Annotated in this window: 27 protein-coding genes; 7 read left to right on the forward strand and 20 right to left on the reverse strand. The window is 71.1% G+C overall.

Translation table 11 applies throughout. The features are described 5' to 3' along the window. Window positions 1-25 precede the first annotated feature (25 nt). Genes AB0H62_RS02200 through AB0H62_RS02220 form a run of 5 tightly spaced genes read right to left on the reverse strand, consistent with a single transcriptional unit; the run spans window position 26 to window position 5,136 of the window. Window positions 26-1,483 carry an FAD-dependent oxidoreductase gene (locus tag AB0H62_RS02200; protein ID WP_360583609.1) on the reverse strand — a complete coding sequence of 486 codons (1,458 nt, stop codon included), beginning with the start codon at window positions 1,481-1,483 and terminating at the stop codon, window positions 26-28. 55 nt (window positions 1,484-1,538) lie between these two features. Then, window positions 1,539-2,099: a hypothetical protein gene (locus AB0H62_RS02205; RefSeq protein ID WP_360583611.1), complete on the reverse strand. Its 561-nt coding sequence runs from the start codon at window positions 2,097-2,099 to the stop codon at window positions 1,539-1,541. A 13-nt stretch (window positions 2,100-2,112) separates the two neighbouring features. Next, window positions 2,113-2,667, reverse strand: a complete 555-nt coding sequence (locus AB0H62_RS02210) for a hypothetical protein (protein ID WP_360583613.1) — start codon at window positions 2,665-2,667, stop codon at window positions 2,113-2,115. Window positions 2,668-2,720: 53 nt separating this feature from the next. Continuing rightward, a complete protein-coding gene (locus AB0H62_RS02215) occupies window positions 2,721-3,413 on the reverse strand; it encodes a maleylpyruvate isomerase family mycothiol-dependent enzyme (RefSeq protein WP_360583615.1) in 693 nt (230 codons plus the stop codon). A 16-nt stretch (window positions 3,414-3,429) separates the two neighbouring features. Beyond that, entirely contained in the window at window positions 3,430-5,136 is a 1,707-nt protein-coding gene (locus AB0H62_RS02220) for a GMC family oxidoreductase (protein WP_220246155.1), read from the reverse strand. 172 nt (window positions 5,137-5,308) lie between these two features. Between AB0H62_RS02220 and AB0H62_RS02225 the strand changes: the two genes are divergently transcribed. Next, window positions 5,309-5,896: a GNAT family N-acetyltransferase gene (locus AB0H62_RS02225; RefSeq protein ID WP_255638780.1), complete on the forward strand. Its 588-nt coding sequence runs from the start codon at window positions 5,309-5,311 to the stop codon at window positions 5,894-5,896. A 55-nt stretch (window positions 5,897-5,951) separates the two neighbouring features. Here the strand turns inward: AB0H62_RS02225 and AB0H62_RS02230 are convergent, their stop codons facing one another. Beyond that, window positions 5,952-7,091 carry a GuaB3 family IMP dehydrogenase-related protein gene (locus tag AB0H62_RS02230; protein WP_220246153.1) on the reverse strand — a complete coding sequence of 380 codons (1,140 nt, stop codon included), beginning with the start codon at window positions 7,089-7,091 and terminating at the stop codon, window positions 5,952-5,954. Between the two features lie 181 nt (window positions 7,092-7,272). On the opposite strand from AB0H62_RS02230, the gene AB0H62_RS02235 reads away from it, so the two are divergent. Then, window positions 7,273-8,550 carry an MFS transporter gene (locus AB0H62_RS02235; RefSeq protein WP_360583618.1) on the forward strand — a complete coding sequence of 426 codons (1,278 nt, stop codon included), beginning with the start codon at window positions 7,273-7,275 and terminating at the stop codon, window positions 8,548-8,550. Here AB0H62_RS02235 and AB0H62_RS02240 read toward each other — a convergent pair. From AB0H62_RS02240 to guaB, 3 genes are all read right to left on the reverse strand, one after another. After that, window positions 8,453-8,950 carry a hypothetical protein gene (locus AB0H62_RS02240; RefSeq protein WP_360583620.1) on the reverse strand — a complete coding sequence of 166 codons (498 nt, stop codon included), beginning with the start codon at window positions 8,948-8,950 and terminating at the stop codon, window positions 8,453-8,455. The genes AB0H62_RS02235 and AB0H62_RS02240 overlap by 98 nt on opposite strands. A gap of 77 nt (window positions 8,951-9,027) precedes the next feature. Continuing rightward, the gene (locus AB0H62_RS02245; RefSeq protein ID WP_360583621.1) at window positions 9,028-9,315 is read right to left on the reverse strand and encodes a DUF3574 domain-containing protein; all 288 of its coding nucleotides are present in this window, start codon (window positions 9,313-9,315) and stop codon (window positions 9,028-9,030) included. Between the two features lie 55 nt (window positions 9,316-9,370). Next, entirely contained in the window at window positions 9,371-10,882 is a 1,512-nt protein-coding gene (guaB, locus tag AB0H62_RS02250; RefSeq protein WP_220246151.1) for an IMP dehydrogenase, read from the reverse strand. 129 nt (window positions 10,883-11,011) lie between these two features. Between guaB and AB0H62_RS02255 the strand changes: the two genes are divergently transcribed. Continuing rightward, the gene (locus AB0H62_RS02255) at window positions 11,012-11,407 is read left to right on the forward strand and encodes a DUF5319 domain-containing protein (RefSeq protein ID WP_220247349.1); all 396 of its coding nucleotides are present in this window, start codon (window positions 11,012-11,014) and stop codon (window positions 11,405-11,407) included. A 144-nt stretch (window positions 11,408-11,551) separates the two neighbouring features. Here AB0H62_RS02255 and AB0H62_RS02260 read toward each other — a convergent pair whose 3' ends face one another. The 5 genes from AB0H62_RS02260 to AB0H62_RS02280 form a co-directional block, all read right to left on the reverse strand. Continuing rightward, window positions 11,552-12,499, reverse strand: coding sequence for an anti-sigma-D factor RsdA (locus AB0H62_RS02260; RefSeq protein ID WP_220247348.1), 948 nt, complete (start codon window positions 12,497-12,499; stop codon window positions 11,552-11,554). A gap of 54 nt (window positions 12,500-12,553) precedes the next feature. Then, on the reverse strand, window positions 12,554-13,126 hold the full coding sequence (locus tag AB0H62_RS02265) for a sigma-70 family RNA polymerase sigma factor (RefSeq protein WP_220247347.1): 573 nt from the start codon (window positions 13,124-13,126) through the stop codon (window positions 12,554-12,556). A 435-nt stretch (window positions 13,127-13,561) separates the two neighbouring features. Beyond that, window positions 13,562-14,158 carry a response regulator transcription factor gene (locus AB0H62_RS02270; protein WP_020662719.1) on the reverse strand — a complete coding sequence of 199 codons (597 nt, stop codon included), beginning with the start codon at window positions 14,156-14,158 and terminating at the stop codon, window positions 13,562-13,564. 131 nt (window positions 14,159-14,289) lie between these two features. After that, window positions 14,290-15,150, reverse strand: a complete 861-nt coding sequence (locus tag AB0H62_RS02275) for a hypothetical protein (protein WP_360583625.1) — start codon at window positions 15,148-15,150, stop codon at window positions 14,290-14,292. 9 nt (window positions 15,151-15,159) lie between these two features. Continuing rightward, window positions 15,160-16,101 (reverse strand): MerR family transcriptional regulator, encoded by a 942-nt coding sequence (locus AB0H62_RS02280; RefSeq protein ID WP_360583627.1) that lies wholly within the window; start codon window positions 16,099-16,101, stop codon window positions 15,160-15,162. Window positions 16,102-16,291: 190 nt separating this feature from the next. Between AB0H62_RS02280 and AB0H62_RS02285 the strand changes: the two genes are divergently transcribed. Then, complete coding sequence (locus AB0H62_RS02285; protein WP_220246148.1) at window positions 16,292-16,612, forward strand: WhiB family transcriptional regulator; 321 nt, start codon at window positions 16,292-16,294, stop codon at window positions 16,610-16,612. A gap of 6 nt (window positions 16,613-16,618) precedes the next feature. Here AB0H62_RS02285 and AB0H62_RS02290 read toward each other — a convergent pair whose 3' ends face one another. Continuing rightward, window positions 16,619-17,269 carry a TetR/AcrR family transcriptional regulator gene (locus tag AB0H62_RS02290; RefSeq protein WP_360583629.1) on the reverse strand — a complete coding sequence of 217 codons (651 nt, stop codon included), beginning with the start codon at window positions 17,267-17,269 and terminating at the stop codon, window positions 16,619-16,621. 91 nt (window positions 17,270-17,360) lie between these two features. On the opposite strand from AB0H62_RS02290, the gene AB0H62_RS02295 reads away from it, so the two are divergent. After that, the gene (locus tag AB0H62_RS02295; protein WP_220246146.1) at window positions 17,361-18,101 is read left to right on the forward strand and encodes an SDR family NAD(P)-dependent oxidoreductase; all 741 of its coding nucleotides are present in this window, start codon (window positions 17,361-17,363) and stop codon (window positions 18,099-18,101) included. A 28-nt stretch (window positions 18,102-18,129) separates the two neighbouring features. Here AB0H62_RS02295 and AB0H62_RS02300 read toward each other — a convergent pair whose 3' ends face one another. From AB0H62_RS02300 to arsM, 5 genes are all read right to left on the reverse strand, one after another. Continuing rightward, the gene (locus AB0H62_RS02300; RefSeq protein WP_220246145.1) at window positions 18,130-18,639 is read right to left on the reverse strand and encodes a PadR family transcriptional regulator; all 510 of its coding nucleotides are present in this window, start codon (window positions 18,637-18,639) and stop codon (window positions 18,130-18,132) included. A 326-nt stretch (window positions 18,640-18,965) separates the two neighbouring features. Beyond that, window positions 18,966-20,582, reverse strand: a complete 1,617-nt coding sequence (groL, locus tag AB0H62_RS02305) for a chaperonin GroEL (protein WP_220246144.1) — start codon at window positions 20,580-20,582, stop codon at window positions 18,966-18,968. 97 nt (window positions 20,583-20,679) lie between these two features. Next, window positions 20,680-20,973, reverse strand: a complete 294-nt coding sequence (gene groES, locus AB0H62_RS02310; protein WP_009072407.1) for a co-chaperone GroES — start codon at window positions 20,971-20,973, stop codon at window positions 20,680-20,682. A 216-nt stretch (window positions 20,974-21,189) separates the two neighbouring features. Beyond that, window positions 21,190-21,768, reverse strand: coding sequence for a cadmium resistance transporter (locus AB0H62_RS02315; RefSeq protein ID WP_360583633.1), 579 nt, complete (start codon window positions 21,766-21,768; stop codon window positions 21,190-21,192). A gap of 27 nt (window positions 21,769-21,795) precedes the next feature. After that, window positions 21,796-22,527, reverse strand: coding sequence for an arsenite methyltransferase (arsM, locus tag AB0H62_RS02320; protein ID WP_360583635.1), 732 nt, complete (start codon window positions 22,525-22,527; stop codon window positions 21,796-21,798). A gap of 85 nt (window positions 22,528-22,612) precedes the next feature. Here arsM and AB0H62_RS02325 point away from each other — a divergent pair, with 85 nt between their 5' ends. Both AB0H62_RS02325 and AB0H62_RS02330 read left to right on the forward strand, forming a co-directional pair. After that, the gene (locus AB0H62_RS02325; RefSeq protein ID WP_360583637.1) at window positions 22,613-22,969 is read left to right on the forward strand and encodes a metalloregulator ArsR/SmtB family transcription factor; all 357 of its coding nucleotides are present in this window, start codon (window positions 22,613-22,615) and stop codon (window positions 22,967-22,969) included. A gap of 170 nt (window positions 22,970-23,139) precedes the next feature. Beyond that, window positions 23,140-23,907 (forward strand): class I SAM-dependent methyltransferase, encoded by a 768-nt coding sequence (locus AB0H62_RS02330; protein ID WP_360583639.1) that lies wholly within the window; start codon window positions 23,140-23,142, stop codon window positions 23,905-23,907. Window positions 23,908-23,998 lie beyond the last annotated feature (91 nt).

A 23,998-nucleotide genomic window follows, 5' to 3' on the forward strand; every position in this document is an offset into this window, starting at 1 on the left:
GGTCTCGCGCCGGCACCCACGAGCTTTACGCGGACTGCGCGAACTTGAGCACGCCGTCCGGGTCGTAGGTCTTGGCGACCTGGTCGAGCCGGGCGGCGTTGTCGCCGTAGTAGGCGGTTTTCCAGTCGGGCATGGCCGGGTCGAGGTAGTTGACGTAGCCGCCGCCGGCGCCCGCGTCGGCGAGGCCGCTGACCACAGTGGACACGGACTTGGCGACGCTGGTGTGGTTGCTCGTGGTGGCGGGCGCATAGACCTGGATGCTGGCCAGCGCCTTGCGGTGCGGGAACGCGGTGTCGGCGGGGGCGACGTCGGCGACCGCGCCGCCGAGGCCGTCGATGAGCAGGTCCATGCCCTTGTGGCCGGCGGCGAGGTCGCTGACCTTCGCGCCTTGGATGGGGTCGTTGATGATCCGCGACGAGGCCACGAACGTCTGGCGCGCTGAGCTGCCCGAGAAGTAGTTCATGGCGCCGCCGTAGCTGAGGCTCTTCATCGTGCGGCTGGACGGCGACGCGTTGAGCTTGCCCAGCAACGTGGTGAGCTCGCTCGTGCCGCCGACGAACGCGCCGCCGACGCGGCACGCCACCGGCGAGCCGCCCGACACGACGAGGTTCGACCAGAGCTCGGGCGGGGTCGTCGGGAGCCACTGCTGCCACGCGTCGAGCACGTCGCCCGCCGAGCCGCCCGGGAAGTGCAGCGAGAACACCGTGATCCCGGGCGCGGGGTCGGTGCTGAAGGTGAACGACGTGACGATGCCGAAGTTGCCGCCTCCTCCGCCGCGCAGGGCCCAGAACAGGTCGGGCTCGGAGTCGGCGCTGGCCGTGCGCAGTTTGCCGTCGGGCGTCACGACCTGGGCGGAAACGAGGTGGTCGCAGGTGAGGCCGTACTTGCGCGCCACCACACCGATGCCGCCGCCGAGCGTGAGCCCGGCGATGCCAACCGTCGGGCACGAGCCTGCGGGCAGGCAGCGGCCGGCCTTGGCGAGCGCCGCGTAGACGTCACCCAGCCGCGCGCCGGCGCCGATCACGACCTGGTCGCCCTGGACCTGGACGCTCGACATGCTGCCGACGTCGACGATCAGACCACCATCGGGCACGGAGTAGCCGGCGTAGCTGTGGCCCCCGCTGCGCGCGGCGATCGGCAGCCTTCCCGCTGCCGCGCCGAAGCAGGCCTGCACGTCTTCGGGCTTTTGCACTTTCGCCACGGCGGCCGGGGCGTGGCCGTCGAACAGCGGGTTGTAGCCGCGCTTGGCGGTGCCGAAGCCGCTGTCGGCAGGCAGCACGAGGTCGCCGCTGAGCTTGCTCCTCAACGCGTTCCAGTCCGGCGTCCCGGACGGCTTCGTCGACGGCGGCGGTGCTGTTGTCGTTGGCGTGGTCGTCGCCGGCGGTTGCCCGGGCGGCGCGGAGTTCGGCGCACACGCGGCGGCCACCGCACCGAGGGTGGCGAGCCCGGCGGCCCGCAGCAACGTCCTTCTCCCGACAGTCATGTTTGATCAGACGTTCCGGACAGCGGAGTGGTTCATCGGGTCGCCCGAGTGAGTGCTACGAGCAGGGTGAGTAGCCCCGCAGGTAGTGCCCCACGACGGCGTCGGCGGCGACGAGTTTCCTGGCCCGCTCCATGGCGGCGTGCACGTCGTCGGTGATCGCCACGACGGCGTCGCCGAAGGTCGCCGCGTCGGAGGTCGGCAGCTGGTCCGCGCGCCGGCGGAGCTGGCCAAGGTCGGCTTCGAGGCGCTGGTAGACGGCGTTGATCCGGTCGCGCGTGGCGCTCGGCGGAGTTTCCGAGACCTGCATCGCGTTGTCGTGCACGAGCCCGGCGAGGGTGGTGGTGTCCTGCACGGCTTCCTGCTGGAACTGCTTGCGGTGCGCCGGAGTGCTGGTTCCGGCGGTCTGGTCGTCCGCGGCGTGGGCGCCCAGGTTCCCGATCTCGGTCAGGACCTCCCTGGGTGTGCTGCAGAACGCGCCCGCCCAGTGCCAGGCCAGGGTGTCGGTCAGCGACATCGGGGCCGAAGACTTGGTCGGCGCGGGAGCGGGCGGCGGGCTCGCCGTGCAGCCGGAAAGCCCGAAGGCCGCCACGACGGCCATCACCGGAAACCAGCGCACAAGCCGAGCCTTTCTACGAGCAGACACGGAAGTCGCGCATGAACCGGGCCGTGGCCGGCTCGGCGGCGAAAACCTGGCGCGCGGCTTCGAAGGAGGTGTGGACCTGGCCGGCGTCGGCTGCGAGCTGGGGGCCGAAGGTGGCGGCTGCCGTCGGCACGAGGCCCGTGACGTGGTGCTCGATGCGGGTGAGGTCGGCCTTCAGCTGGGTGTAAACGGCGGTCAGGCGGTCACGCGCGGGGCTCGGCGAGGCACCGGCGACGTGGGCCGCGTTGGATTTCACGACGTCGTCGAGGAGCGCGAGGTTCAGCTCGGCGTCCTGCTGGGCCTTCTGGCGCTCGGCGACGGTGGCGTCGGCCATCGCGTCGTACGGGATGGCGCCGTAGCCGGTGTTCTTCAGCGACAGCAGCGCCGCCGAAGGGCCGCTGCAGAACTCGCCCACCCAGTGGTAGGCCTCGGATTCCGCCGACGAGGACGAGGCCGGCGGAGGGACGGGCGCGGGCTGCGGACTCGCCGAGCACCCCGAAACCACCACCACGGCCAGCACAGCCGCAACCGAAGACCAGCGCATGAAGCCGTCCCTTCCCCAGTACCGAGGCAAAGCCAAGCACAACGGGAACCGCGTCACACCAGGGACTTGAACTCCGGCACGGGGCCCGCCAACGCGTCGCCGGGGCCGCGGCCCGAGAGCCACGCCAGGAGGTCGCCGGGGGTGCCCGTGACGAGGCCGGCCGAGCCGTCGGCCATGGTCCATGTGTGGGTACCGTCGGTGAGGCGGATCGGGGGCAGGTCGCCGAGGTACATGCGGATCATGTTGGCCACGACGTCGTCGACGTAGCCGCCCAGCAGTGAACACGCGCTGGTGAAGTCGTGGCCGGCGTCGAGGTCGACGAGGTGGATGGTGGTCTCGGCGAGGCGCAGCGTCAGGGCGTCGGCGCCGGTCATGGGCTGGCCGCCGCGGCCGCGGACGGGCGCGGTCCACGCCTGGTCCGGCAGCGACGAAGCCAGGTCCACGAGCCGCTCCCCCGACGCGATGACGTCGGCGAGGATCTCGGCCGAGCCGCGGGCAGCGCCGGCGGCGATGTCGTCGTCGCGGGCGGTGCCGGGGCCGTACATGGGGCGCTCGACGCCGGTGGACGCCCACGTCAGGAGGTTGCCGACGGCATCGGCGTTGCGGGCGAGGTGAGTGAGCAGGTGCGCGCGGGTCCAGCCGGGCAACGCGCTCGGCGCGCGCACTGCGGTCTCGTCGAGGGAGCCGATGACCAGGGCCCACTCGTCCTGCAGTTCCTGCACGCGGGTCAACGCCGTTGTCGTCACCCGGCGATCGTAGGAGCTATCGACGGAGTGCGGCAGGGGCGTCGGAGGGAACAGCGGGATTCTTCGGCGCCACCGCGTCCAGCCGCGCGTACGCCGCGTCCTGCCCCGGACGCTGATCCGCCTCACCCTTGTTGGGCCAGAACGCAAACGCTCGCTCCGCCTGCGCCGTGATCGTCAGCGACGGGTTCACGCCCAGGTTCGCCGTGATCGCCGAACCGTCCACAACGGACAGTCCCGGGTAGCCGTAGACCCGGTGGTACGGGTCGATCACACCGGATTCCGCGCTGTCCCCGATCGGCACGCCGCCGATGAAGTGGGCCGTGAGCGGGATGTCGAAGATCTCGCCCCACGTGCCGCCCGGCATCCCGCCGATGCGCTCGGCCGTGCGGACGTTGGCCTCGTGCCCGGCCGGGATGAAGCTCGGGTTGGGCTCGCCGTGACCCTGCTTCGACGTGTACTTGCGCCGCCCGAAGAGCCCGGGCCGCGTGTACGTGGTGATGGAGTTGTCGAGGCTCTGCATCACCAGCAGGATCACCGTGCGCTCGCTCCAGCGGTAGCCGTTGAGCAGCTTCGCGGACTGCAGCGGGTGCTTGACCAGGAACGTCAGCGCCTGGCGCCAGCGCGGCACCGGCGAAGCGCCGTCCGTGGAGACGGTCTGCAGCAGGCTCATCGCGTTGCTGCCCTTGCCGTAGCGCACGGGCTCGATGTGGGTGTTCTCGTCGGGGTGGATCGACGACGTGATCGCGACGCCGCGGCTGAAGTCGCGCGCGGAGTCCACCGCGGTGCGCGCGGCGCCGATGATCGCCTCGGAGTTCGTGCGCGTCAGCTCGCCGAGCCGCCGCGACAGCTTCGGCAGCGCGCCCGTGTCCTTCATGCGGTGCAACAGGTTCTGCGTCCCCCACGTGCCCGCGGCGAACACGACCTGGCCCGCGGTCACGGTGGTGCGGAAGCGCTTCGAGCGCGTGCCGGTCTTCTGCAGCGTCACGCGGTAACCGTCGCCCACCGGCTCGACCGACGCGACGGTCGTCAGCGGGATGACCTTCGCCCCGTCCTGCTCGGCGAGGTACAGGTAGTTCTTGACCAGCGTGTTCTTCGCCCCGACGCGGCAACCCGTCATGCAGGCGCCGCACTCGGTGCAGCCGACGCGGTCGGGCCCGGCGCCGCCGAAGAACGGGTCGCGCACGGTCTCGCCGGGCTTGCCGAAGTACACCCCCACCGGCGTCGGGTGGAACGAATCGCCCACGCCCATGTCCTTCGCGACGTCGCGCATCACCACGTCGGACGGTGTCAGCGTCGGGTTCGTGACCACCCCGAGCATCCGGCTCGCCTGGTCGTAGTGCGGCGCGAGCTCCGCCTCCCAGTCGGTGATATGGGCCCACTGGCGGTCGGCGTAGAACGGCTTCAGCGGGCGGTACAACGTGTTCGCGTACACCAGCGACCCACCGCCGACGCCCGCGCCGGCCAGCACCATCACGTCGTTGAGCATGTGGATGCGCTGGATCCCGTAACAGCCGAGCTGCGGCGCCCACAGGTACCGCTTGAGGTCCCACGACGTCTTCGCGAACTCGTCGTCCGCGAACCGCCGCCCCGCCTCCACCACGGCGACGCGGTAGCCCTTCTCGGTGAGCCGCAGCGCCGCCACGCTGCCCCCGAACCCGGACCCCACCACGACGACGTCGTAGTCGGGCCCGCCCTGCGCTGTGGTGGTGTTACTGGCAGTCACAGGTCCGAGCGTAACCCGGGGATGTCCTTCTGACCAGAGGTAAGTTACTCGCCGGTTACATCGCCGAACCGCGGAAGCTGAGCTCGGCCAACCGATACGATGCCCGCCGATGACGGTGAATTCGGTCCGAGCCCGGAGACGGGCCGGCGCGGCGAGCCAGGCCGGCGTGAAGGTGCGCCTGCGCGAGATCCGCCCCGCCGACCACCGCGTGCTCGCCGGGTTCGACCGCGACGCGGCGCGCGGTCACGACCTGCGCCTCGGCGGCTACCGGCACTGGGCCGCGCACCGCGGCCGCGCAGGCGATTCAGGCGACGACTTCCACTTCGCCATCGAGGCGCGGCATAGCCGGGCAGTGGTCGGGTCCATGTGGATCCAGGCCGATCCGGCGACGCGCCGCTTCAGCTACGGCATCGGGATCGGCCCGCAGCACCGCCGTTGCGGGTATGCCGCCGACGCAGTCACCGTGCTGCTCACGGTCATGTTCGAGCAGCGCGGCTACCGCGAGTGCGTGGTGAGCGTGAACGGCGCCAACTTCGCTTCCCTTGCGCTGCACGGAGAACTCGGCTTCCGAGAGGAAGGCCGGCCGCGCGACACCGAGCTGCGGCACGGGGAGGTGCGGTATCCCGTCCTGATGGGACTCACGGCGGCCCGGTTCGCCGCGCACCAGCCGGCCGGGCGCGGACCCCTGCGCCCCGAGCGCGGACGGCACTGGCGAACCCCGCGCCGAGGCCGGCACTGGGCGTCCCGCGCCGCGTCCTGAAACTCGTGAAAGAGGCCCCCACGTCCAGGACGCGGGGGCCTCACCAAGCGAACGATCAGCGGCGGACGGTCAGCCCGACCCGCTGGAACTCCTTCAGGTCCGAGTACCCCGTCTTCGCCATCGCGCGACGGAGGGCGCCGAAGAGGTTCACCACGCCCTCGGCGTCCGAGGACGGGCCGAAGAGCAGCGTCTTCAGGTCCACGGCGTAGTCGGAGTCCGGGCCGGCGACGACGCGCGAGCGCGGCAGCGACGGGTGCGCCGCGGCGGCGGTCCAGTAGAGGCCCTGGCCGGGCGCGTCGGTGGCGGTCGCCAGCGGCGCGCCGAGCATCACGGCGTCGGCGCCGCAGGCGATGGCCTTGGCGATGTCACCCGAGGTGGTCATGCCGCCGTCGGCGAGGACGTGGACGTAACGGCCGCCGGTCTCGTCGAGGTAGTCGCGGCGGGCGGCCGCGGCGTCGACGATGGCGGTGGCCATGGGGACGCCGATGCCGAGCACGCGGTCGGTGCTGGTGACACCCGGGGTGTAGCCGTGGCCGACGATCACGCCCGCCGCACCGGTGCGCATGAGGTGCATGGCCGTGCGGTAGTCGCTCACGCCGCCGGCGATCACCGGCACGTCGAGGCGGCCGATGAACTCCTTGAGGTTGAGCGGTTCCGCGTCGCGCTGCACATGTTCGGCGGAGATGATCGTGCCCTGCACCACGAGAATCTCGACGCCGGCGGCCAGCAGATCGGGCGTGAGCTCCGCGGCGTGCTGCGGGCTCACGCGCGCGGCCACTGTGACGCCCGACTCGCGGACGGTCTTGATGGCCTCGCTCAGCAGGTCGAGCCGGACCGGCGCGGCGTGCAGCTCCTGCAGCTCGCGGACGACGGCCGCGGGGTCCTCGGTGTCCTCCGCGGCGCGGACCAGCCGGAAGATGGCGTCCTCGACGTTGGCGTGGCGCGCCCACAGGCCCTCGGCGTTGAGCACGCCCAGGCCGCCCAGCTCGCCGATCGCGACGGCCGTGCCCGGCGACACGATGGCGTCGGTCGGGTGCGTGACCAGCGGCAGGTCGAAGCGGTAGGCGTCGATCTGCCACGAGGTCGACACCACCGACGACGACCGCGTGCGCCGCGAGGGCACGATCTCCACGTCATCGAGGTCATACGCCCGCCGCGCGGTGCGACCCATCCCGATCTCGACCAGATCCCGCACGTGATGTCCCTTCTCGCACCGACGACAACGCTGTCCATTGTCGCTAGTCCGCGTGGGTGACCAACGCACGGGGGCAGTTTCGAGGGCGAACAACCGCAGGTTGTGCACCGCGTCACGAGGTTGTTTGCCACCGCCGTTTCGCGCGCTGTTGGATGCGTCGGACGACGACAGGGGGACGAGAGTGGCGCTGGGGCAGGACTTCCGACGGCTGTGGCTGGCCTACGCCACGAGCACCGCCGGCACATGGCTCGCGCTCGACGCGTTCCCGTTCATCGCCGTGACGGTGCTCCACAGCAGCACCACGGAGGTCTCGGTGCTGGCCGCGGCTGGCCTGGCCGTCGGCGCGCTGCTCGCCGTGCCGCTCGGGCCGTGGGTGGAGTTCCGGCGCAAACGGCCGGTGCTGGTGGCGATGGACGCTGTGCGCTTCGTCGCACTGTTGACCTTGCCACTCGGCTACGCGCTGGGCGGGCTCACGTTCGGGCAGCTCGTGGCCGTGTCGGTGGTCGTGGCGACCGCGAACATCGTGTTCACGGCGGCCAGCGGCGCCTACCTCAAGGGCATGGCGACGGGCGAGGACCTGCTCGTCGCCAACGGCCGGTTCGAGACCACGCAGTGGACCGCCACCGCCGTCGGCCCACCTTCGGGCGGGGCACTGATCGGCGTGTTCGGACCACTCACGACAGTGGTGCTCGACAGCGTCAGCTACCTGCTCTCCGCGCTCGCGATCGGCGCCATCCGCACGCCCGAGCCGCCGCCCACCGCGCGCCCGGCGACGGTCCGGACCAGGGACGTCCTCGACGGCTGGCACTACATCCTCGGCCACCCGCGGCTGCGCGCGTTGTTCCTCAACACGACGCTGGTGAACGGCCTGATCATGGCGACGTCACCGCTGCTCGCGATCCTGCTCCTGCGCGAACTCGGGTTCGCGGCGTGGCAGTACGGGCTGGCGTTCGGCGTGCCGTGCCTCGGCGGGCTGCTCGGCTCGCGGCTGTCGCGCCGGATCACCGCGCGCTTCGGCCCCGAGCGCGTGCTGCTGGTGACGGGGACGCTGCGCGTGATCTGGCCGGTCGCCCTCGCCTTCACGCCGCACGGGCCGGCGGGGCTGGGGTTCGTGATGCTCGTCGAGTTCGGGCTGATCCTCACGATCGGCATCTTCAACCCCGTCTCGGCCACCTACCGGCTGCAAGAAACGGAGACCTCACGCGCCACCCGGGTGCTGTCCGCTTGGGGCATCACCGGCGGGGCGACACGGGCCGCGCTGACGCTGGTGTGGGGCGCGCTCGGCGCGTGGCTCGGCACGCGCGAGGCGATCGGCCTCGCGGGGCTGCTGATGCTGGCCACGCCCGTGCTGCTGTGGCGGGTCAGAACAACGTCACGCCCGCCACGGCCCCCGCGACCGCGGAAAGCAGGCCCACCGCCAGCGACACCGGCAGCGCCCGCTTCCCGCCCCGCACCATGAGGAACACCGCGTAGGCCAGCACGAGCACCCCGATCACGCCGCCCCAGACGGGGCCGACGAACAACGAGGTGCGCACGATCGTCGTCTCGCCGCCGCTGCGCACCGCGCGCACCGCGCCGGAGCGGTCGGCCCGGGTGAGCTCCACGGAGGCGCCGACGCCGGCGTCGAGGCCCGGGTCGTCGCCGGAGACCTCGACGTCTTCGCCGATCTGGGTGGTGAACCGCACCACGTACCGGATCGTGCGGTCACCGGTGCCAGGCACTTCGCGGCAGCTCACGACCTGGGCGGCCTCGACGTGCGCCGGTCCTCCGTACTCCACCACGAGGCCCGCCGCGACGGTCGCCGGCACGGCGAAGCCGACGACGACCACGAACAACTCGGCGAGACGATCCGCTTTCACCGCACCACTCAGCCGCACCGCGGCCGTCGCCGTGAGGGGACAAATGCCGCTCAGTGCTCAGGGCCCCGAAAACCGCGTCAGAAGGAGCCACGCTCCACGGAATCCGTGCGCAGCACCGATTCCTGATGGAAGAGCTTCTTGTAGTCGGTGCGGATCTGCTCGAGGTCGGTGTCGGCGTCGCGATCGTCGAACGGGTAGAGGATCACGAGCACGATCGAGTGCTCACGCGTGATCTCACCCGACGCGATCCGGTACTGGCCGGTGCCGCCGCTCCCCCGCCGACTCCCAGGACCGCGGCCGCAGTGACAGCCAACACAACCCGTCGTGAAATCGACATCCCGCCCGCCCCCTTCGAGAAAGATCAACGTCTCGAAGGGGGCTGGGACGGGCGGGATGTCGGGAAGATCCGTTCGGGCGGAGTTACCGCGCGGAGTAGTTCGGGGCCTCGACGGTCATCGTGATGTCGTGCGGGTGGCTCTCCTTCAGCCCGGCCGCCGTGATGCGCACGAGCTGCGCCTCCTGCAGCTGCGCGATCGTCTCGGCGCCCGCGTAGCCCATGCCGGCGCGCAGGCCGCCGACGAGCTGGTGCACGACGTTGGCGAGCGGCCCGCGGAACGGGATGCGGCCTTCGATGCCCTCGGGGACGAGCTTGTCCTCGTTGAGCACGTCGTCCTGCGCGTAGCGGTCCTTCGAGTACGACTTGCCCTGGCCGCGCGACTGCATCGCACCCAGGGAACCCATGCCGCGGTAGACCTTGAACTGCTTGCCGCCGACGAGGATCAGGTCGCCGGGCGACTCGGCGGTGCCGGCGAGCAGGCTGCCCAGCATCACGCTGGACGCGCCGGACGCGATGGCCTTGGCGATGTCGCCGGAGTACTGGATGCCGCCGTCGCCGATCACCGGGATGCCGGCCGGGCGGCAGGCCTGGTCGGCCTCGTAGATCGCGGAGATCTGCGGCACACCGACGCCGGCGACGATCCGCGTGGTGCAGATCGAGCCCGGGCCGACGCCGACCTTCACGCCGTCCACGCCCGCGTCGACCAGCGCCTGCGCGCCCGCGCGCGTGGCGACGTTGCCGCCGACGATGTCGACGGTGTCGCCCAGCTCCTTCTTCAGCAGCTTGACGGTTTCGACCACGGCGCGGGAGTGGCCGTGGGCGGTGTCGACCATCAGCACGTCGACACCGGCCTCGGCCAGCGTCATCGCGCGCTTGTGCCCGTCGGCGCCGACGCCCACGGCCGCGCCGACGATCAGGCGGCCGTCGGTGTCCTTGGTGGCGTTGGGGTACTGCTCGGTCTTCACGAAGTCCTTGACCGTGATCAGGCCGCGGAGCTTGCCGGCGCCGTCCACGATCGGCAGCTTCTCGATCTTGTGCCGGCGCAGCAGGCCGAGCGCGGCGTCGGCCGTGACGCCGACCTGCGCGGTGATCAGCGGCGCCTTCGTCATGACTTCGCTGACCAGACGGGTGTAGTCGACCTCGAACCGCATGTCGCGGTTGGTGATGATGCCCACGAGCGAGCCGGACGCGTCGGTGACCGGGACGCCGGAGATGCGGAAGCGGGCGCAGAGGGCGTCGACCTCGGCGAGCGTGTCGTCGGGCGAACAGGTGACCGGGTCGGTGACCATGCCGGCCTCGGACCGCTTCACCACCTCGACGGCGGCCGCCTGCTCGTCGATCGGCAGGTTGCGCTGCAGCACGCCGATGCCGCCCTGGCGCGCCATGGCGATCGCCATGCGGGCTTCGGTGACGGTGTCCATGGCGGCGGAAACCAGCGGGACGTTGAGGGTGATGTTGCGCGTGAGACGGGTACTGGTGTCGACCCCGCTGGGCACCACGTCGGATTCGGCCGGCAGCAGCAGCACGTCGTCGAAGGTCAGACCCAGCATCGCGAACTTGCTGGGCACGGGGGCGGTGATGCTTTCGCTGGTCATAGCGGGCGAAGGGCCTTCCTGGCGGGGGTGAGCGATCTGGCCGAGGGGCTGGCTGAGCCTTCCCCTCATGATATCCGGGCTCCGCCCCTGACCCGGGTGGGTGGGGACGGGCGCCACACGGCGGGTACCGTGCAGGCCGTGCCGCACGACGTGTTGCCCCCCGACCCCTTCGCGGACGACCCGGACGATCCGGCCCGGGCGTTCCTCGATCCCGAAGACCAGCTGGACGAGCCCATCAGCCCGGACGAACGCACCGAGCTGCTGGCCGACCTCTCCGACCTGGCGGTGTACCAAGCCCTCCTGGAGCCTCGCGGCGTCCGCGGCATCGTCGTGGACTGCGGCGAATGCGACGAACCCCACTACCACGACTGGCACCTCCTGCGCGCCAGCCTCGAACAGCTCCTCGCGGACGGCCGCATGCGCCCCCACGAGCCGGCCTTCGACCCGAACCCCGGCGACTACGTGAGCTGGGACTACTGCCGCGGCTTCGCCGACGGTGTGACGGCGAACGAGAGCGCGTACTGAGTTTTTTGCTGTTGCGTTGACCGGCCCTGGTGAGACTGCTCACCAGGGCCGTTCTCGTCTCCGGCCGGGCTGACCCGGCCGGCCCGGCTGATCCGGAGACGAAAAACGCCCCGGCCGGAGCCAGGGCGTTTTCGATGCGAGGTCTTACGGGTTCTCCGGCGAGCTGTTCTGGCCGCCGACGGTCCCGCTTTCCGAGGATTCGTTGGATTCGTTGCGGGGGCTGCCGCCGCCGCTGCCGGGGTCGTTGCCCGTCGCGTTGCCCGTGGCGTCGGTGGGTGTCGTCGGCGGCGTGGGCGTGTCGGTGGTGGTGTCCGGGGGCGGCGGAGGCGGGGGCGGCGGCGCCGTGACGCTGGTCGTGTCCGGCTGGCTCGTGGAGCCCGAGCCGGTGCCGGGCAGGGACGTCGGCTGGCCGCTCGACTGCTGCGACGCCGTGTTGGCCGGATTGTTGACCGGCGGCGGCGTGGACGGGTTGTTCGGCGGGTTCTGGCCCGTGGTGGGCACGGTGGGGGCACCGAGCTGGGCGGCGAGCTGGCGGTGCTGCTCGAGCAGCTGGTCGCGGTTCTCGTCGTCGGTGACCTGGTTCAGTGCGGCCTGCGCGTCGTCGAGGGCCTTGCGGGCGTCGGCGAGGCGGTTGTCGGCCAGAGCGAGGTTGGCCTTCTCGAGGTCGAGCTTCGCCGCGGCGGCGGCTTCGACCGAGTGGGCGTGGTCGGTGTAAAGGACCTTGGTCAGGCCCCACAGCGTGTCGCCGGGCTGGGCGTCGCGTGCGGCGAGGCCGGTGCCGGCGAACGCGATGGCCACCGCGGCGCACGCGGCGGCGACCGGCACCAGGATGCGGCGCCGTCGGCTGCGGTCGGCGCGTTTGCGCGCCAGCGAAGCCGTCTTCACGGTGGTGACGGCGGTGTCGACGTCGACCAGCTCGGCCAGCGGCTCGCTGTCGATGTCGCGGCGCCAGGCGAGCAGCAGCGCGTTGAGCTCCTGGTCGCCGAGCCCGTCGGCGATGGCCGGATCCGTGCCGCCGAGTGCGTCGAGCAGTGCGTCGTCGGCCTGGATGGCCGTGAGGTCACCGTCGGCCTCCGGCTCGTAGGCCATCATGCCGCTCGTGAACGCGGACGGCGACAGGTCACGATCGTCGTCGTGATCGGTCACTCAGATCACCTCCTCGGCGGCGAGCACCTTACGCAGGCGAGCAAGCGCTCGGTGCTGGGCGACTCGAACGGCACCCGGGGTCGACCCGACGGCCTCCGCGGTCTCTTCCGCCGACAAGCCCACCACGACGCGCAGCACGACGATCTCGCGCTGTTTGTCGGGGAGCACCTGCAGCAGCTGTGCCATCCGTTCGTTCAGCTCGCCCTGCAACGCGCGCTGTTCCGGACCGACGCCGACCTCGACCTCGTCGGGGACCTCGGCCACCGGTTCAGCCCGGTTGCGGGCCGCCGCGCGGTGCGCGTCGGCCACCTTGTGCTGGGCGATCCCGTAGACGAAAGCCAGGAACGGGCGGCCCTGTTCACGGTACGAAGGCAATGCCGTGAGCACCGCGAGACACACCTCCTGCGCAACATCGTCTGCCGAAGCGAACGAACGCTCCTGCCTGCCAACTCGAGCGCGGCAATACCGCACTACCAGGGGGCGGATGGCCGCCAGCAGCCGATCGACTGCCTGGGGGTCTCCCTCCACGGCAGCGGCGACCGGCTCATCCAATCCGTCCCCCACATTGGCCATCGCAGACAACAGTCCCAGTGTTACGTGTAGGCGTGCAAAGAATCCGGCGCGTGGTCATCATGCCCCGCCCGCCGGTGACAGTTACCGTACCGTCGGCGACCTCTCCGACAACCGCCAGAGGTGGTCACCGGCGAGCCGCGTCCGTGGACCCGGCCGCACCGCACCTGTCGACCAGAAGACCAACGAGTGGCTGACCTGCGGGGTACGGCTTGCTGCCCGGCAGGGTGGCGCCGGCTGGGAGCCTGCCCGAGCGGTGGGGACGAAGGCGACGAACGTGACAGGTGACACATCTGTCACCGATGACACAGGTCAAGACCCGAGGACACAGGTACGGGCCAGGGCGGCAACCCTGGCCCGTCGTCACCGTGGCGTCAGAACGGACAACCTGTCACGCGGAGCGTGGTCTAGCAGTTACTCGATTTCAGGACGCAGTACTCAGGACACGAGGCCACGGCGGAAACCGTGGGCCACGGCCTGGGCGCGGTCGCGGACGCCGAGCTTGCGGAACAGCCGCCGCGCGTGCGTCTTCACCGTGTCCTCGGACAGGTACAGCTCACGGCCGATCTGGCCGTTGCTCTTGCCCTGGCTCATGCCGCGCAGCACCTGCAGCTCGCGCTCGGTGAGCTGCACGCCGGGGTCCGACGGCTGGCGCGGCGCCGGCACCGAGGTGCTGGCGAGCGTGTGGGCCAGTGCGGCGACCAGCTCGGGGCGCGAGGCGTCCCAGCGGAGGTAGCCGCGGGCACCGCCGGCGATGGCGGCGGCGATGCTGCCGGCGTCGTCAGGGGCACCGAAAACGATGACGTTCGCCTGGGGGTTCGCGGAGACGAGCCGCCGAGTGGCTTCGACGCCCGTCGGGACCGCGCGCTGCGTCCCGACCAGCACGACGTCGACCGGCTGACGGGTGTACCGGGCCAACAGCTCGTCACCGTGCGCTACGCAGTCGATGCGACTGACCCCTGGGACCGCGGACATCACACGGGTGAGCCCTTCGCGGACACTGCGTCGGTCGTCGCAGATCAAGACCGTCGTCACGGGGTTTCCTTCCTGCAGCCGGGTGACATTCCACTTCCCCTATCGGACGCTTTAGCCCGAACCTTGACACGATCCGGTGGCTTTTTTTGAAGTTTCTTAGCCCGGATGCCGGAACGGCGTTTCCAGAGGGCTCAACCCGGCCTCTCCGGCACCCACGGTGAATCCTCTGCGATCCGCATCACGCAAGGATCTGCGTGCCGTAACACTGCGTGCAACACCTCAAGGCTTCTGAATCGATACTTCTCGGCGTGTCCGGGGTCCAGATCGGCCGCCACGCGTGTCGCCACCCAAATAAGTGAATAGAGTTCGTATTTCTCGGCGGCCATGGCGGCATTTGTGACGACGTCGAGTGCAGTAGCGCGTTGCTCCGGTTCCCCGGCCGTCGCGAGTGCGACTCCGAGCACGATGTCGGATTTGACGACGTGCCGAGACGAACCGCGCACCCGCGCCGTTTCCGCAGCTCGCCGCGCGGGCGCGATCGCTTCACGCGGGCGGCCGGCGGCCAGCTCGATCTCGGCGCCGACCCAGCCGCCGCGGACGGTCGCGCGCCAGCGGTCGTCGGCCTCCGCCGCGCGGGCCGCCAGACGCCGGGCTGCGGCGAGGCGGCCCAGGGCGAGGTTGTCGGCGGCCAGGCCGAGCAGGGCGTCGGCTCGCGCACCGGCCGCGTCGAGGCCGTCCGGGTCCACGCGGGTCGCGCCGGCACCGTCCAGAGCCACCAGGGCCTCCCCGTCCAGCGCCCGCGCGGCGACGTGCCCCCCGAGCTGACGGCGGTGCGACGCCAGCGTGGTCGCGGCCAGAGAGGCCACCACCGGGTCGGCACCCCGGCGCAGGTCGGCCAGCGCCGTGGTCGCGGCGGCGTAGCGACCCTGGGCGCCGAGCACGACGGCGGCCAGCAGCCGCTGCCGGGGCGCGGCGGAGCGCGGCGCGGGGACGGGCACCGGCGGCGGCACGAGATCGCCGAACGCGAGCTCGACGAGGGAGGTTCGGGGCACGGGACCTTTCTAGCGCCCCGCCCCGACAAGAACGTGCTCGACGCGGCCCGCGGCGGCGGGCAGGTCGGCGAGCAGCTCGACCTTGTCGGGCAGCGTGGCGACGTCCCAGCCGGGCCCGCACGCGAACAACCGGCTGCGCTGGCGGCCGCGGGACACCCGCGCGAACAGCCGCGGGTCCGCCGCGTCGCGCCGGTGCGCCCACAACACCACCGCGGCGGGCGCGCTGCGGCGCACGGCCACCGCCAGGACCTCCGCGGGCAGCGGCACGCCGAACAGCTGCGCGCCGATCCGCCGCCCGGCCAGCGCGGCCGCGAGCGCGTAGACCGGCATGGTGTCGCGTTCCTCCGGCACACACGCGAGCAGCACCGGACGCAGGTTGAGCGGCGCGTCGAGCACGGGCGTCGCGCGCACGAGCGCCGCGTACACGCACTCGGCCAGCAGGTACTCGACCTCGGCGCCGGCACTGACCCCGCGCCAGCGCGCGCCGAGCGCCGCGAGCACCGGCTCGACCACACCCGACCATGCGGCGAGCACGCCCAGCTCGTCGAGGGCCTCGGCCAGCATGCGCTGCACGGCGCCGACGTCCATGGCCAGCGCGGCCGTGCTCAGGCGGCGGGCCAGGCGCGACGGAACCTCACCGTCGGCGGGCGCGGAGTGTGCCGGGGTCGCGGGTTCGTCGGCGGGCGGGACGATCTCCGCGCGCGGCATCTGCTGCAGCGCGTAGCGAGCGGCTTCGGCTGTCGAGGCACCGCGGAGGAGGGCGCGCTGCATGAGCTCGAGGCGATCGATGTCGGAGCTGCCGTAGCGGCGGTGCCTGCCGTCGGTGTGGCGGCTGGGGCCAAGGCCGTAGCGGCGGTCCCAGGTACGGAGGGTCGACGGGGCGACCCCGAGCCGGCGAGCGACCGAGGCCACCGGCAGGGTGGGTTCTCCTTCACGCGCTCCGGATCCCACCCGGCCAATATCCAGGCCCGCGAGAGTCACGGCAACCGGAGCCAAAACCCCTGCTCACCATTCCGGGGGATGCCTAACGGCTGAATCATCCCGAAGCCCTTGAACAACTATTGGCGCGCTTCTAACGTTACCGCCGTTGCACCGAATGGAGTATCGGCACCACAGCAGAGCAGCAAATGGCATCGACCGGATGACGGAGGCGGTCAGGATGGCAGACACGCGCAGGCTCCCCGGTCCCAACGCAGATATGTGGGACTGGCAGCTGGAGGGGTCGTGTCGGGGGATGGACAGCGCGGCGTTCTTTCACCCGGACGGCGAGCGGGGTCCGGCTAGGGCACGCCGTGAGGCCAGGGCGAAGGCGGTCTGCCTGGCCTGCCCGGTGCTGGACATGTGCCGGCGGCACGCACTGGCCGTGCACGAGCCCTACGGGATCTGGGGCGGACTGTCGGAGTCCGAGCGGGAGAACCTGATCAAGCAGGACAAACGAGCGCTGAGCATGTCCGGCGGCTGAGCGCGATCACGAACTCGCGACAGGGGCGGTGTCCACTTCGGACGCCGCCCCTGTCGCGTATCCGGCGTCGGTGCCCGGCCACGAGCGCATCGCCAGGTCGATGGCGGCGGTGAGCCCCGCGAGGTCGACGCCGTCGCGGGCCTGCATCGACAGCCCGAACAGCACCGTGGCGTAGTAGGCGCCGAGCGCGTCGGGGTCCCCGGTCAGCTCGCCGGCGTCGATGCCCCGCCGCAGCCGCTCGCGGATCAGCTGGCGCACCTCCGCGCGCGATTCGGCGAGCAGGTCGAACACGCCCCGGTTCGCGGGCGAGCAGTTCGTGCCGGACAGCACGACCATGCAGCCCGTGGGGTGGCCCGGCTCCACGTACGTGCGGGCGTTGTCCCGAAGCATCGCTTCGATGGCTTCGCGCGCCGTCGGCTCTTCGGCCAGCGTGCGGGGCGTGTGGCTGCCGTACGTGGTGCCGTAGCGGTCGACGGCCTCGCGGAACAGCGCCTCCTTGCTGCCGAAAGCCGCGTACAGGCTGGGCGGGTTGATGCCCATCGCGCCGGTGAGGTCGGCGAGCGACGTGCCCTCGTAACCGCGCTCCCAGAACACGAACATCGCCTGCGTGAGCGCGTGTTCTCGGTCGAACGCGCGGGGCCGGCCACGCGGTGACATGGACCACCTTCTTTAGCAAGCGATACAAAATACTTGACGCCGCCATGCTACAACGTCTTTTATGTAGTCATCGATACAGAAAGGAACCTCGATGGGAACGCTGGACGGCAAGGTCGCCCTGGTGACAGGCGGCAGCCGAGGCATCGGCGCGGCGATCGCGAAGCGGCTCGCCGCTGACGGCGCCGACGTCGCCATCACTTACGAACGCTCCGCGGACAAGGCGGCCAAGGTCGTCACCGAGGTCGAGGAACAAGGCCGGCGCGGCCTCGCGCTGCAGGCCGACTCCGCGGACGCCGCGGCGGTGGCCTCGGCCGTCGACCGCGTCGCCGAGGAGCTCGGCGGGCTCGACATCCTGGTCAACAACGCGGGTATCTCCATCGCGGCGCCGCTCGACGAGCTCTCGCTCGACGACATCGACCGCACGCTCTCGGTGAACGTGCGCGCCGTGCTGGTCGCCACGCAGGCGGCGCTGAAGCACCTCCCCCGCGGCGGCCGCGTGGTCTCCATCGGCAGTGACCTCGCCGAGCGCGTGCCGTTCCCCGGCATGAGCCTGTACTCGGCGAGCAAGGCGGCGCTGATCGGCTTCACGCGCGGCCTGGCGCGCGACCTCGGGCCGCGGGGCATCACCGCCACCGTGGTCCACCCGGGCTCGACGAACACCGACATGAACCCGGTCGACGGTCCCAGCGCTGCGGCACAGGTGCCGCACATCGCGCTCGGCCACTACGCGGACGCGGCGGACGTCGCCGCGACCGTGGCCCATCTGGCGGGCCCGGACGGCCGCTACGTGACGGGCACGGCGATCACGGTCGACGGCGGGTTCACCGCCTGAGCCGCGGGGCGCCGGTTCCGGCCGGCGCTCACCGGGGCCGCGCCGCCAGTCCGGTCCAGAACCGGAGGGCGGCGCGATCCAGCTCGAGGGCCAGCTGCGTGGCGTGGTCGGACGCGGCGGCGGTGCCGTGCCGGGCGATGCGGCCGCGGTGCTGCTCGACCTGTTCGGCCGCGAGCCGCGAAAGGCTCTCGGGGTCGGCGAGGTCGCTGAACGCGAGCTTGAGCCAGGCCACGCCGCGGATCTCGGCCGGCTCGGCATCGGGGCGGCTCAGCCACTCCCGCAGCGCCCGGTGGCCGGCTTCGGTGACGCAGTAGGTCTTGCGACGGCGGCCGGACGTCTCCTGATCACCTTCGAGCAGCCCTTGCTCCTGTAGCTGGCCGGAAATCGCGTACAGCTGCGCGTGCGGGATGGGCCAGTACCGCCCGATCGAGCGGCGCAACGCCTGCTTCACCGCGTACGGCGTGGTCACGCCGAGCTGGGCGACCATGCAGAGCACCACGTACGCCGTGGCGGAAAGCTCTCGCGTTCCCGAAGTCATCGGCGCCTCCAGTAGTCACACTGAGACTACTCGACGGCACCGGGAAACCCGGCGGCCAAGATCTTCCGCACGCGATCGGTCAGGCCGCGGCGTTCGTGCGCCGGACGCACCGGTGGCGGAAAGACGGCGGCCGAACCAGTCGGTGCCCCGGGAGGGAAACCCAGGTGCACCAAGCGATCCGGGTAGAGCGCGACGCTCGTGTGGACCTCGTAGGTCACGCGGTCGCCGTCGAGGTCCCGCGAGCAGCGGCTCCCCCGGGACCAAAAGAACCGGGGCGGCACCCCCTTCGAAAGGGAGTACCGCCCCGGTTCGACGTGCTGGTGGAACTAGTGCGAGTGACCGTGGCCGTGGCCGGCGTCGGGTTCCTCGTCGACCGGCTTCTCGACCACGGCGCTTTCCGTGGTGAGCACGAGCCGGGCGATGGACGCGGCGTTGGCGACCGCGGAGCGGGTCACCTTGACCGGGTCGACGATGCCCGCCGCGATCAGGTCGGTGAGCTCGCCGGTGGCGGCGTTGAAGCCCTCGCCCCAGCTCTGCTCCTGGACCTTGTTCACGATGACCGCGCCCTCGTGGCCCGCGTTGGTCGCGATCCAGAACAGCGGGGCGGTGAGCGCGTCGCGGACGATGCGGACGCCCGTGGCCTCGTCACCGGTCAGGCCGAGGTCGCCCTCGAGCTCCTTGACCGCGTGGACCAGAGCCGAGCCACCGCCGGGGAGGATGCCCTCTTCGACAGCCGCCTTCGTGGACGCAACGGCGTCCTCGATGCGGTGCTTGCGCTCGTTGAGCTCGGTCTCGGTGGCCGCGCCGACCTTGATCACGGCCACGCCGCCGCCGAGCTTCGCGAGCCGCTCCTGGAGCTTCTCGCGGTCCCAGTCGGAGTCGGTGGTCTCGATCTCGTTGCGGATCTGCGCGATCCGGCCGGCGATGGCGTCCTTGGAGCCCGCGCCGTCGACGATCGTGGTGTCGTCCTTGGTGACGACGATCCGGCGCGCGCGACCCAGCGAGCTGAGGTCGATCTCGGACAGCTTCACGCCGATCTCGGCGGACACGACCTCGCCGCCGGTGATGAACGCGAGGTCGTCCAGGAACGCCTTGCGGCGGTCGCCGAAGAACGGCGCCTTGACCGCGACGGCGATGATCGTCTTGCGCAGCGAGTTCACCACGAGGGTGGACAGCGCCTCACCGTCGACGTCCTCGGCGATGATCAGCAGCGGCTTCTTGGCCTCGACGACCTTCTCCAGCACCGGGAGCAGGTCGGCCAGCGCCGAGATCTTCTCGCGGGACAGCAGGATGTAGGCGTCCTCGAGGATCGCCTTCTGGTCCTCGGGGTTGGTCGCGAAGTGCGCCGACAGGAAGCCCTTGTCGAACTGCACGCCCTCGGTGATCACGAGCTCGGTCGCCAGGGTCGACGACTCCTCGATGGTGATCACGCCGTCCTCGCCCACGCGCTCGACGGCCTCGCCGAGCAGCTGGCCGATCGTGGCGTCGCGGGAGGTGACGGTGCCGACCTGCGCGATGTTCTCGCGGCCCTTGACCGGGGTGGCCTTGGACTTGAGGACCTCGATGACCTTCTCGGCCGCGGCCTCGATGCCCTTGCCGACCGCGGTCGGGTTGGCGCCGGCGGCAACGTTGCGAAGGCCGTGCTTGACCAGCGACTGGGCGAGCACCGTGGCGGTGGTCGTGCCGTCACCGGCGACGTCGTTGGTCTTCGTGGCCACGTTCTTGGCCAGCTGCGCGCCGAGGTTCTCGAACGGGTCGTCGAGCTCGATCTCACGGGCGACGGTCACGCCGTCGAGGGTGATGGTCGGGCCGCCGAACTTCTTGTCCAGAACGACGTGGCGACCACGCGGGCCGAGGGTCACCTTGACGGCGTCGGCGAGCTTGTTCACCCCGCGCTCGAGCGCGCGACGAGCGTCCTCGTCGAAACTGATCTGCTTGGGCATAGCGTGTTCCGCTTACCTTTCAGGGGTTTTTGAACGCAAGAACGCCCCGTCCCCCGGCTTGTGCGGGGCCCGGGGCGTCATGCGCTTCGAGCGGACGTCAGTTGATGACGGCCAGCACGTCGCGGGCGGAGAGGATCAGGTAGTCCTCGCCGTTGTACTTGACCTCGGTGCCGCCGTACTTGGAGTAGATCACGACGTCGCCCACGGCCACGTCGAGCGGCACGCGGTTGCCCTTGTCGTCGATCCGGCCCGGGCCCACGGCCAGAACCTTGCCCTCCTGGGGCTTTTCCTTGGCGGTGTCGGGGATGACGAGGCCGGAAGCGGTCGTCTCCTCGGCCTCGCTCGTCTGGACAACGATCTTGTCCTCGAGCGGCTTGATGTTCACGCTCACCGGGTTGACCTCCACGGTCGTCGAAAGCGTCGGCAGGATGACTTACGGCTCCTACCACCCCCGCCGTCGCGGGTGCCGGGCGTGTTCGGGCCGTTCGATTAGCACTCTAGCCACGGGAGTGCCAGCATTGCAAGGAGGGTCCATCTGACGTGGGGGAATCCTCGGCGAAGCGGGCTGACCGGGGGTTTTGTTCCGCGATCGTTTCGAACCCCGTCGTCAGGCGCCGTCGATCAGGATGAGCAGGCCGATGCCGATCAGCACGGCGGGCAGGACGACGTGGCCCCAGCGCGCGAGCACCCGTGCGACGGCGGGGCGCGTGGCGAGGTGGCGGCCGGCGGCGAGCCAGGCGGCGACCAGCACGAGGAACACGACCGCGTAGACGCTCGTGCCGCCCGGTCCGGCGGTGGCGAAGACGGGGACGTAGACGCCGATGTTGTCGCCGCCGTTGGCGAACGTGACGGCGGCTACTTCGAGGGTCCGCGGCCGGCCGGGCCGGGTGGTTTCCCCGTCGTCGCCGCGGTGGCGCCAGGCCTGGACGGCGGCGCGGATCCCCAGCGCGATCGGCAGCAGGCCGAGGTACGGGACGAAGCCGGCCGGCAGGAACGTCACCCCGAACGCGGCCGCCACGGCGACGGCGAGGATCGCCAGGAACCCGAGGTACTGGCCGATCGCGACGGCTCGGGTCGCGCCGGGAAGGCCCGCGCCGCGGGCGAAGAACAGGGCCAGCACGAGGAGGTCGTCGACGTTGGTCACGGCGAACAGGCCCACGGCCTGGCCGACGACGGTCAGGTTCACCCTCGCGAGAGTGCCAGGACCGCTCGGTCAGGCGGGTTTGGTGGCGCGGACGATCGCGGAGTGCATGCCGTCGGCGACGGGGTGGGTCGGGGTGAGCTGGATGTCAGCGAAGCCCGCGGCCTGCAGGCCGGCGCGGTACTCCGCGAAGCACAGCGCGCCCGCGATGCAGCCGACGTAGTCGCCGCGTTCGGCGCGCTGGGCCGGGCTGAGGGTGTCGTCGGCGACGACGTCGGTGAGGGCGAGGCGGCCGCCGGGCGTGAGGACGCGGAAGGTTTCCGCGAAGACGGCGGGCTTGTCGGTGGACAGATTGATCACGCAGTTGGAGATGACGACGTCGATGGTGTTCGCGGGCAGCGGGATGGACTCGATCGCGCCGCGCAGGAACTCGACGTTCGTGGCGCCGGCTTTGGCGGCGTTGGCGGTGGCGAGGGTGAGCATCTCGTCGGTCAGGTCCAGGCCGTAGGCCTTGCCGGTGGGGCCGACGCGGCGGGCGGACAGCAGGACGTCGATGCCGCCGCCGGAGCCGAGGTCGAGGACGTGGTCGCCGGGTCGGAGCTCGGCCACGGCGGTCGGGTTGCCGCAGCCCAGGGAGGCGGCGACGGCTTCGGCGGGCAGCTCGGCGCGTTCGTCGGCGGCGTAGAGGGTGGAGCCGAAGTCCACCTCGACCGGTGCCGGGCCGCAACAGGCGGCCCCGCCCGAGGTGACTTCGAGAGCGGCCGCGGCGTAGCGCCGGCGCACGGTTTCACGCAGGTCGGTCATCGTGCTTCTCCTCGCTGGATCAGCTTGTATCGACGTTTGTGGAAACAACCTTGCGCCTTGGATCGGCGAACGTCAATATAGAAGCATGTCGATGCAAAAGCTGCCGGTGCTCGATCAGGGCGAGGTGTGCTGCGCGGGACTGACCTCCGCGCCGCTGGCCGAGGCCGAAGCCGCCGAACTCGCCCGCGTGTTCAAGGCACTGGGCGACCCGGTGCGACTGCGGCTGCTGTCGATGATCGCCTCCCGCGAGGGCGGCGAGATGTGCGTGTGCGAGCTGACGCCCGCGTTCGACCTGGCGCAGCCGACGATCTCGCACCACCTGAAACTGTTGCGCCAGGCCGGTTTGATCGACTGCGAGCGACGGGGGACGTGGGTCTACTACTGGGCTCTTCCATCCACAATGGAGAGTCTTGCGGCTGTTCTTCGTGCGCCCCAACGGTGACCATGTCGCTCTGGCGGCGGGCCGTCGCCGAGGCCGCGGGAACGGCGTCGCCGGCGGCCGTAGTCGTCGGCTCCGGCGCCCAGGCCGGCGTGTGCGGGCGCTCGTCCGAGAACTTTCGCTGCTGGACGAGTACCGCCTGACCACGGCCGAAGATCGCTAGGCTCGCTCCCGTGAGCAGCAGACTGGCCGACGGCAGCGCAGGCGACGCGGACTACGGCGAGATCGGCAAGGTCTACACCGGGTTCCGCAACCCCGACCCCCGCATCGCCGCCACGGTCTTGGCGTCGCTCGGGGACGCGAAGACCGTGCTGAACGTCGGAGCCGGCGCGGGGTCGTACGAGCCGGCCGACCGCCGAGTGACGGCCGTGGAGCCGTCCGCGTCGATGCGGGCGCTGCGGCGCGCGGACAGGCCCGCGGTGGATGCGACGGCGGAGGATCTTCCGTTCGGGGACAACAGCTTCGACGCGGCAATGGCGACGTTCACCGTGCACCAGTGGCCGGATCTCGCGAAGGGGCTGGGCGAGGTCCGGCGCGTCACGAAGGGTCCCGTCGCGATCCTGACGTGCGATCCCGACCGAGTTCGGGACTTCTGGTTGTACGAGTACGCCCCCGAAGTGCTCGACACAGAGGCGCGCCGGTACCCGGCGATCAGCGAGATCGCGAAGTACCTGGGCGACACCGAGGTCGTGCCCGTGCCGGTGCCGCGCGACTGCGTCGACGGGTTCAACGAGGCGTACTACGCGCGGCCGGAGATGCTGCTGAAGCCGGCGGCGCGGCAGGCGTGTTCGGCGTGGAGCTTTGTCGACGCCGCGGCCGAGGAGCGCTTCACCCGCAAGCTGACCAGCGATCTCGCCAGCGGGACCTGGGCCGCGAAGTATGACGCGCTAAAGGACCAACCCGCGTTCGACGGCTCCCTCCTGCTCGTGATCGGCCGCTGACGACCGCTGGGCGAAACCGCCGTCGCGGAGGCTTACCAGGCGCCGACGTTTCTGGTTAAGTTTCGCCGGAAAAGCACCGACACCTGGGGGT

This window comes from Amycolatopsis sp. NPDC050768, from assembly GCF_040654155.1.
Taxonomy (GTDB): Bacteria; Actinomycetota; Actinomycetes; order Mycobacteriales; family Pseudonocardiaceae; genus Amycolatopsis.